Raw genomic sequence first — 9243 nt, 5'->3', positions numbered from 1 at the left:
CGGGGACAGGATTTGAACCTGCGACCTCTGGGTTATGAGCCCAGCGAGCTACCGAGCTGCTCCACCCCGCGTCGGTGAACACAACATTACACACACGCCGGGTTGGGCGCCTAATCGTGTGGTCAGGGCTGGTTTTGGTGGTCTTGGGGTCAAGGCAGGCGGTGGGCGTCGACGATGAGGGCAGTGGTGTTGTCGGTGCCGCCGGTGGCGAGGGCGGCTTGTACCAAGGCTTCCGCGGTGGTCTTGGGCGACGTGCCGTCGGCGAGAATCGATTTGATGGTGGGCATGTTGAGGCGTTTGCCTACGCCGTCGGTGCACAGCAGGAGGCGGCCGGTGCTGGAGCCGGTGGTGGTGTGGCCGATGTCCTCGGGGCGGGCGGTGCGGGCGGAAGACGTGACCAGGTGGGCCAAACCGGGGAGGGGGTCGTGGCCGCGGGCCCGGAAGTATTCGGCGACAGTGTGATCGGTGGTGACGCGGTGCAGGACGCGGCCGTTGTAGCGGTAGACGCGGCAGTCGCCGACCCAGGCGATATCGCAGGGGGCGTCGAGGTTGCCGGCGGACGGGAGGACCGCGACCACCAGGACGCTGTCGGCGCTCTTCTCGGGCAGCTCGCGCAGCAACTCCTGTTGCGCCGCAAGGATTCCGGCGCGTGCACCGTCGCGCACTGCCACCCGAGCCGCGACCCGGGCCACCAGTCGTGCCGCCCGCGCGGCCGCGAGATGATCACCGATGCCATCGGCGACGACGAAGGCGCTGCGGCCGACCTCGTGATCGGTGAAGGTGGCGACCGCGTCGGCATTGATCCGGCGCTTGCCGGGCAGGCTCACGGCCGATCCCGCCACCTGCCCGAGCCGGATTTCCGCGTCCACGTCCGGCTCGACTGCGCCGATGTCGATGGCTTGGGTATGCAATGGCCGACCTCCTGGGTCTCGCCCTCACGGGGTGCTGCCAACCAGCACTACCGAGTCAACGGCCCGAACCCGAGCAGCACTCCCAAATTGCCTGTGCGATTGCTGTGGAGTCGGCACCGGTTGTGTCACGACGAATTTCCTCGGCACCCTCAGACAGTGCCCGAAATGGGTGAATTGTCCGGCCTGTAGGGTCTGAGGCAATCGAGGGGCGGGAGGGAATCACGCGATGGTGCACGGAATTGCGCAGGACCTGGCGGTCAGCGAACCGGTACGGCGGGGTCGCCGATGGTGGCGGGTGCTGGGCGCGATGGCGGGATGGCTGTTGCTGGTGGCGGGGGCGATCGGGGTTGGGCTGCACTACAACACGTGGGTGTGGGAGCCGGCCGTACTGGCGGCGTCGTTCGCGTCCTATCTGATGGTGGGCGGGCTGGTCGCGATCGTGGTGCTGGGGCTGGCCCGGCAATGGGTGAGCGCGGGGCTGGCCGTCGTGGTGTCCGCCGGGGCGCTGTGGTCGCAGCTGCCCATGCTGTGGCCGGACGGCAGCGCGCCGCCGGGCACGGATCTCGTTGTGATGCAGTCGAATCTGGAGCTGGGCCGCGGTAATGCGGAGGCGGTGGTGCGGGCCGCGCGGGAGAACTCGGCCGAGGTGCTGACCATCGAGGAACTCACGCCCGAACTGCTGAACCGGCTCGACGCGGCCGGGCTCGCGGAGCTGCTGCCGCATCGCTACACCGCGCCCTCCGGCGGCGGGCAAGGCACCGGCATCTTCAGCCGGTACCCCCTCCAGGACGGCGTCAAATTCGAAGGATTCTGGCTGAACAACCTGCGCGCCACCATGATTCACCCCACTCTCGGATCGATCACGGTGTTCGCGTTCCACCCGATCCCACCGCTGTCGAACGCCGGAGTGTGGTCGCACGAACTGACCCGCATCCACGAGCTGCTCACCGAGCAGACCGGCAAGGTGGTCGTCGGCGGCGACTTCAACTCCACCTACGATCACGCCGCCTTCCGCGCCCTGACCACCGGCCGCTACGCCGACTCCGCCGAACTGCTCGGCGTCGGCGCGCTACCCACCTGGCCCACCGACCGGTCGTGGGGTCCGATCATCGGCATCGACCGCGTCCTGCTGGCCGAGGGCAGCGCCACCGCCATCCACTCCCACGACATCCCCGACACCGACCACCGCGCCGTCGTCGCCCGCCTCCGCTTCTGACGGCCGGCCATTCTGGCAGATGCCCAAACGGAGCCCACCCATTTCTGTGAAATCTTGGGTAGACCACTCGGTCTCCCAAAAGAAGACTTCGTCACATGAACAGTGTGGTTCGGGCGGCACTCCGCCGGTACGGTTCCGGGGCCTGGGCGGCCTCGCTCTTGCTGGCCTCCATCTCCATCCAAATCGGCACCGCGGCAGCCGATTCCGAGCCGGTCAGCGCAGCCGGCGACCGGCAGGAACAGCCACTGTCGACCCGGGACGGCGTCGCCGTTTCCTATGTCAGCTTCGCGCTGCCGCTCCCGGCGTCCGCCCCGCCGCATCCGGCGGCCTGTGATCGCGTCGGCTACGTACGCTACCGGTCGGTCGACGGCCCGGCCACCCCCGCCGACGCCGACCACATCATCGTGCAGCAGCAGGGCATGTTCGGCGGCACCGCGAATTCCGACAGCGTCGCCTTCAACACCGTGCACTCGGCCCGCACGATGGGACAGCACATCGAATTCTGGGCGCTGGCCCGCCGCAGCTCGTGCCTGGACGAGAACACCGGATTCGACTACGCGGCCCGCACCGGCAACTATCTCGACGCGGCCGACTACTACTTCAACGGCGCACCGATCGACGGTGCGCGCTTCCCCGGCTTCAAGTCCTCCGCGGACCTGCCGGTGCTGGACCAGATGGGCCTCGAACGGATCGTCCGCGACCAGTACGAGGTGATGGCCGCCGAGGTGCCCACCCTCGCACAACGGCAGCACAAGTACGTGTGCACCGGAATCTCATTGGGCGGCTTGATCACCGGCTTCTTCGCCGACTGGGACTTCGATGGCCACTCCGGCGCGGACCAGTGCGCGGCGTTCGCCTCGCAGGACTCGATGATCAACTCGGATCCCGTGGCCATCCAGAACACCCCGCTGCTGCACGATCTCACCGATGCCATTGTCGGACCGACGGATTCGGTGGTGCAGGCCGGATTCCGCGCCGACGTCATGCCGCGCGTCATGGGCAATCTGCCGGTGCTGGGCACCAAGGCGCTGATGATCATGCGCCTGGCGGGCCTGGCCGCCCACCTCGATCCCGACGGTGAGAGCCAACTGCTCGCCCATCTCCCCCACGACCCGGACATCGACGCGACCCTCGACTTCCTGTTCGCGCCCACCTACGCCGACTTCGTCACCAAGGGCGCAGCGGGCGGCGGCATCCGCGACTTCCGCTTCACCAACACCGCGCTGCTGGGCGTGCTCATCGACAACAACTCCACGAACTTCGCACTGTTCCAACAGGGTGTGGGTGCGTTGAGCGGCGGGCCGGTGCAGGAGAAAACCTTCCCGACTCCGGGTGCAGTCGCCCAATTGCCGTTGCTCGGCAACTACCTTCGGCTGAGCGCCGGCCCGCAGCAGCGGGTCGCCCCGACCGATCCCTCCGTGCTCTACACCTGGCGCAACTACAACGACGTCACCGGCGTGCCGTTCACCACCCCGGGCCATGAGGTGGCCGATATCCGCGACACCGCAAGGCAATTGGCGACCGGACAACCTGGCGCGTACTGGGAGACCTACTTCCCGTTGCGCGTGATCATCGACCTCGGGGCCGGATACGGCGGCGCCCGCAGCGGTGAGATGGCCGGGCTGCGCTACCACGGTGCCAACCGCGTCAAACCCAACTATGTCGCCTGGGCCGCCGACAGTGTCGTGCAGTTCGGGGTCGGCACCCTGTTCCCCGTCCCCGCCACGGCGCAGGTCGTCACCCTGCCCGGCTACAACCACATCGACACCATCGGTGCCGCGGCCGTGCAGAACGACGGCAACCCCGACTACAGCGGCGAAACCCTCGCCCGCTTCGTGAGGAGCCTCGGATGATCCGCCTTGCCCCACTGATCCTCTGTGCCGCACTGGGTTTGGCCGCCGCACCGATCGCGGCGCACGCCGATCCCGCGCCGCTGCCGGTCCCCGACCGCGAGATCGTCACCCCGATCACCGGCGACCCCGGGCTCGGCGACGACGTCGAGGCGACCTATGTGCGACTGCACTATCCGAGCCCGTACTCGACGACGGCGCATCCGGAAGCCTGCGACTGGATCGGCTATGTCCGCTACCGCAGCAAGACCGGCCCCGCCGAAACCGCCGCCGCCGACGCGGTACTCACCATGCAACCCGGAACCTTCTCCGGCCCGGGAAATCTCGACATCCAGGCCCCGCAGGTGGTGCGCAAGGCCGCCGCGACTGGCAAACACGTCGAATACATTTCGCTGCAACGCCGTTCGAGCTGCATGGAAGACCGCACCGGCTGGGAGGCGGCCCAGCAGGCCGGGGACTATCACGTGGCCGCCGACTACTACTTCCGCGGCGCGACCGTCAACGGGCAGACCTACCACTATCAGACACCCCAGGATCTGGCCTTCCTCGGCGACTACGGCCTCGCCCTGACCCTCGACGACTGGCGCGCGGTCATCGAGCACGTCCTGCCCGATCCCGCCCAGCGCACCAAGAGTTTCTGCGGCGGGCACTCCCTCGGCGCTTTCCTGACCGGGCCCATGATGGCGTGGAACTTCGCCGGTGATCCCGCCGCGGCCGACTACGCCGGATTCAACCTGTGCGGCGGCGGCACCATCCCCGAGGACGGGCTGGCCATGACCGACCCGGCGGGGTTCTCGGGCACCGGGCTGCTCGATCAGTTGATGTCGGCCGCCGGTGGCGCGGTCAAGAACGCCGTCGACTATCTCGCCCACAACGGGCTCAGCGTCGCCCAGCTACCGGTCATCTCCGCCTCGGAGCTCCTGCACACCTACAACCTCGCCGCCATGGCCGCCGACCAGAACCCGGACGCGGAAAGCGATCTGAAGAATCTGGTGCCGCGCGATCTGCGCACCGAACCGTGGATGCGCGCCATGTACGACAAGGACTATTTGGACTTCTTCACCGGAGCCAACCTGCCCACCGACTACCGGGTCACCAACACCGCACTGCTGGGCATGTACTTCGACCAGAACTCCGCCGAATACGTGATGCAGGCCGGACTCGGGTTCTACGACTGCCCGGTCGAGGGCAAGACCTACCCGATCCCCAACGGCCTGGCCTCGGTACCGATCCTCGGCCCGACCCTGTTCGTGATCCCGCTGCGGGTCGGCTACGGCCAGAACTACACCCCCGCCTCCCACGATCAACTCTGCGGCTGGCGCAACTACGACCAGGTCACACCCTCGAGCATCGACGGTCCCGTCCTCGGCCACGGCCCCGCCACCGACCAGGACCACGAGCCCACCGATATCCGCCAGTTCGCGCACAGCATGAACCCTGGTTGGCAGCCGGTGAACTACTTCGAGGAGTACACCCCGATCCGGCTGGTCACCGATACCGCCTTCGCCCTGGGCCTGGGCCGCGACGGCGACCTCGCCAAGCTGCAGTACCGCTCCGGCGGCATCCTCAACTTCCTGCTGCACGGCGACCGCTGGCAGAGCACCCCGGCGGGCAAACGCAACCTCACCCTCTTCGCGGGCGACTCCCCGGTCCAGAACGCCGCCCTCGCGGGCCTCGCCCCCTACAACGCGAAGTACCTCCCGGGGTACCGCCACTACGACGTCGTGACCGCGGCGGAGAAGCAGAACAACGGCCTCCCCGAACCCGCCAGCAGCTACATCGCGGCCTTCCTCACCCAAGGCTGAACGGCAACAACGGCGCACGAGAACAATTCGATCGCGCGGTACGGTGGCCGATATGGTCGATTCGGGGATCGAATTGCTGGAGCGAGTCGCGTCGATGTCGGTACCCGCGCGGCAGGCCACCGTGGCACGGGAAGCGCTACGGCTGGCCGGGACACCGGAGTTGGAGCGGGCGCTGCACGAACTGTCCGGGCATGGACGGTTCGCGCGGCGCACCGCGATCTTCATGGCTGTGGTCGGCAGTGAGCGGAATTATCTGCTGGCACAGCTGGATTCGACGGATCCCGATGACGCGGGACGTGCGCTCGCCGCTTTGATCCGGGTGGGCGCGGAACCCGGGGACGTGCTGGAACGACTGCCGAAACTGTCTCGGCGGGCCCGGCAGCGCGTGTATCGGGCTCTCGCACAAGGGAATCGGGAGCGGCTCGCGGATGCGATGCTGCCGCGAGTGCGGGCGCTCTACGGTGACGGCGAGGCCGCGCGGATCCTGTCGTACTGCTCGGCGAAGGCGGTGACGGAGTTGCTGCCGGAACTGGCCTACGCGGCGACACACCGGTCGGCGCTGGGGCATCGGCATATCGGCGTGCTCGTCGACTACGTGAGCACGCGGGCGGCGGACGCGGGTAAGAACGAGTGGCGCGAGCTCTGGCAGTGGCTCACCGCCGATGTGGGCGCGACCGCGCGACACGACCCGGCCCAGTTGCTCTCACTCGCCGCGCGAGCGGTCACGCTGATCTCGATCTCGTCGCTGAAACCCATTGCGGGCCTGTTGGCCCGCCACGATCCGGACGCGCTGTGCGAGCTGATCCTGCATCCGAGCGGACGCGGCCGTGAACTGATGGGTCCCGCGGTCTGGCAGGCCCTGCTCACACTGTCCGACGATCGGGTCGAGCAGCTCTACGCGGCATGCACACCACACGAGCGACACCGATTCCTGCGCGTCCTGCCACCCGCGCGGCGGACCACGATCGCCCGTCCGCTGCTGACCCGCCCCGGCATCGCCCCCGGCGCGACCGACCTGATAGCGCTCGACACCCTGCCCGGCCCCGAACGCACCGCCATCGCACGGGAATTGCTCGCCCGCCCGGGCGGCGCGGACATCCCGGAGGTCGCCGAGTCCCTCACCGCCCGGCTGCCCTGGCCCGAGGCGAAACCCGTACTGGTCGAAGCGATCCGGCGACCCGAAGCCGAGGACCGGGCACGCGCCTACCCCGAACTGGTGAGCGCGGCCGTCGGCACCCGCGATCCGGCGATCATCGGCGAGCTCCTGGACCTGATGCAGCGCCTGCGCAATGAGCAGGACCCGGTGCGCCGCACCGCATTACAGGCGGTGGCGACGATTCCACCCACCCTGATCGACGCCGACCACCTCACCGCGCTCGAACGATTGGGCGACGACGCACTGCACGCCCGTGACCGCTCGTATCAGACCGTCGCGATCGTCGGGACCCTCTCCCGCACCCTGCTGCTGCGCGGTGCGCAGACCGGCGACACCGCCTTCACCGACACCGCACTGCGACTCACCACCCGACTGGCCGAACTTTCCGCACCCCTGAATCTGTCCGGGCTGCACCACAATCTGCCGCCCGGTATGGAGCATCGTCTCTTCGCCGCACTCCGCCCACGCCTGCTCGACGACGCCGCCCGCGACCGTTGGGCACTGACCTTGGAATTGGCAGACGGACTATGGCGGCGCGCCTACGGCGTCACCGAACTCCAGGACCTGGTGCTGAACGCCTGCACCGCGCACGACGATTCGACCGTGCGCCGCGCCGTGCGGTCGGCGCTCGCGGCACCCGCCACTCGCGACGCCCACCTCGACGACCTGTTGCGCCGCGACCGCTCGCTCATCGCGCTGCCCGAGGTGCGGGCGATCATCGCCACGCGGCGCACGGATCTGCTCGACACGGTCATCAGCGGGGCGACCTCGGGACGCTTCCTGTCCAAGAAGATCCGATTCGTCCCCACCTTCGACACCGGATTCGACCGCTGGACACCGCGCCAGGTGGACCGGTACGCGGCGCTGCTGGACACCTACGCGCACTCGCCGAAAGCCTCGATCGCGGAACGCAACGACGCGGTCCGTCGACTCGGCCTGCTGCCCGGAACATTCGATCGCCTACTTCCCTATATAGAGGCGGACGATCTCACCGTCGCCGAGGCCGCGCTCACCGCCCTCGGCCGCAGCGACGAACCCGAGCGCGCCATCCCGGTACTGGCCGCCCACACCGGGCACGACCGGGCGCGAGTCGCGGTCAGCAGCATCGCTGCCTGCGCCTACGCGATACCGCCGGACCGTCTGGGCGCCACCCTCACGCCATTGCTGGATTCGCCGAAGATCACCGCGGTCAAGGAGGGCGTGCGACTGCTCGCCGTCCTGCACGCCCCCGACGCGATGGCCATCATCCGGGCCCGCTGGGATCGTCCGGGGACGCACCGCGACATCCGTCGCGCGGCCGTCTTCGCCACCCGCTGGCTCCTCGATCATGAGGAGGCATGGCAACTCATCGCCGAGGCCGCCACCGATTCCGAGGTAGCCGGGGCCATTCTCGACCTGCCGCCGCAACAGTTGCCGGTGCCGCAGCGGGAACGCTTCGCCGCGTTCCTGCGCGATCTGGCGGCCGGACCGGATCGCCGCGTGGCGGGTGCCGCGATGAACGCGCTGGTCCTCTGGTTCCGATGGTCCCCGCCGAACACGAGCGCGGTCCTCGTCGATCGCTTCACCGATTTGTCCGAGCTGGGCCTGTGGAAGACCGCGACGCGGGCGATCCTCGCCCGGGTGGCCGAGGAGGGCGATCCGGGCGTCCTGCTCGCTGTCATCGACGGCCTCCCGGACACGACGCTGCCCGGCCGCGATCTGCCGGCCCGACAACGGCTCTCCCTCTTGCTGCAATGGCTCACCTCCACCGTGCGCAACAATGACGCCGCCCGCCCGGTCGTCGCGCCGGTCCTCGAGCGGCTGCGCGCGGATCCCCTCTGGCACGGGCAGCTCATCGAACTCGCCATCGCGGCCGTGCGCTGGACCGAGATCGAGCCGACCGTCGCCGCGGTGGAAGGCTTGTCGGCCATGGCGTCCGGCGCACTCGCCGGCCTTCCCGCCGAGCAGTTCACGGCCCGGCTCCCCCGCAATCTCCATGGTGGTCCGGCCGATCTCCTGGCCCCGATCGCCACGGCGCTGGCCACGAGTCGCACCGCGTCCAGCGCCCTGGTGGCCGCTGCGCTGACCGCCCGGTGCGGTTCCGCGCTCGGCTGGCCCGCGCCCTGGTCCGAACTGCTGACGAGGCTGCGTGCCCACCCGGATCTCGACGTCCGCCGCAGCGCGAACGCGGTCTACATGGCGGCGGAGTAGCGGGAGCGCTACCCGGATATAGAAGAAGGCCCGGAACCTGGTGGTTCCGGGCCTTCTTCGGTAGTAGCGGGGACAGGATTTGAACCTGCGACCTCTGGGTTATGAGCCCAGCGAG

5 protein-coding genes are annotated in these 9243 nt (G+C 68.9%); 4 read left to right on the top strand and 1 reads right to left on the bottom strand.

Features of this window, described 5'->3' with window-relative positions; translation table 11 throughout:
* Nucleotides 1-149: 149 nt before the first annotated feature.
* Entirely contained in the window at nt 150-911 is a 762-nt protein-coding gene (locus ACFXHA_RS45550; RefSeq protein WP_379367732.1) for a PP2C family protein-serine/threonine phosphatase, read from the bottom strand.
* A gap of 226 nt (nt 912-1137) precedes the next feature.
* On the opposite strand from ACFXHA_RS45550, the gene ACFXHA_RS45545 reads away from it, so the two are divergent.
* The 4 genes from ACFXHA_RS45545 to ACFXHA_RS45530 all read left to right on the top strand — a co-directional run bounded on the left by ACFXHA_RS45545 (nt 1138) and on the right by ACFXHA_RS45530 (nt 9128).
* Nucleotides 1138-2127, top strand: a complete 990-nt coding sequence (locus ACFXHA_RS45545) for an endonuclease/exonuclease/phosphatase family protein (RefSeq protein ID WP_379367730.1) — start codon at nt 1138-1140, stop codon at nt 2125-2127.
* A 95-nt stretch (nt 2128-2222) separates the two neighbouring features.
* Nucleotides 2223-3980, top strand: a complete 1758-nt coding sequence (locus ACFXHA_RS45540; RefSeq protein WP_379367728.1) for a hypothetical protein — start codon at nt 2223-2225, stop codon at nt 3978-3980.
* A complete protein-coding gene (locus tag ACFXHA_RS45535) occupies nt 3977-5782 on the top strand; it encodes a hypothetical protein (RefSeq protein WP_379367726.1) in 1806 nt (601 codons plus the stop codon). Before ACFXHA_RS45540 ends, ACFXHA_RS45535 begins: the two co-directional genes overlap by 4 nt.
* 52 nt (nt 5783-5834) lie before the next feature.
* Nucleotides 5835-9128, top strand: a complete 3294-nt coding sequence (locus tag ACFXHA_RS45530; RefSeq protein ID WP_379367724.1) for a hypothetical protein — start codon at nt 5835-5837, stop codon at nt 9126-9128.
* Nucleotides 9129-9243: the final 115 nt, after the last annotated feature.

Origin of the sequence: Nocardia sp. NPDC059240 (assembly GCF_042753865.1) — a bacterium.
Classification (GTDB): Bacteria; Actinomycetota; Actinomycetes; order Mycobacteriales; family Mycobacteriaceae; genus Nocardia.
The sequence above is the reverse complement of the archived record's forward strand: the minus strand, read 5'-3'. Positions and strand labels throughout refer to the sequence as shown.

What these genes read in the sequence shown, in the direction of transcription:
- ACFXHA_RS45545 (WP_379367730.1), top strand. Translation starts at nt 1,138, where the DNA reads ATGGTGCACGGAATTGCGCAGGACCTGGCGGTCAGCGAACCGGTACGG.
- ACFXHA_RS45540 (WP_379367728.1), top strand. Translation starts at nt 2,223, where the DNA reads ATGAACAGTGTGGTTCGGGCGGCACTCCGCCGGTACGGTTCCGGGGCC.
- ACFXHA_RS45535 (WP_379367726.1), top strand. Translation starts at nt 3,977, where the DNA reads ATGATCCGCCTTGCCCCACTGATCCTCTGTGCCGCACTGGGTTTGGCC.
- ACFXHA_RS45530 (WP_379367724.1), top strand. Translation starts at nt 5,835, where the DNA reads ATGGTCGATTCGGGGATCGAATTGCTGGAGCGAGTCGCGTCGATGTCG.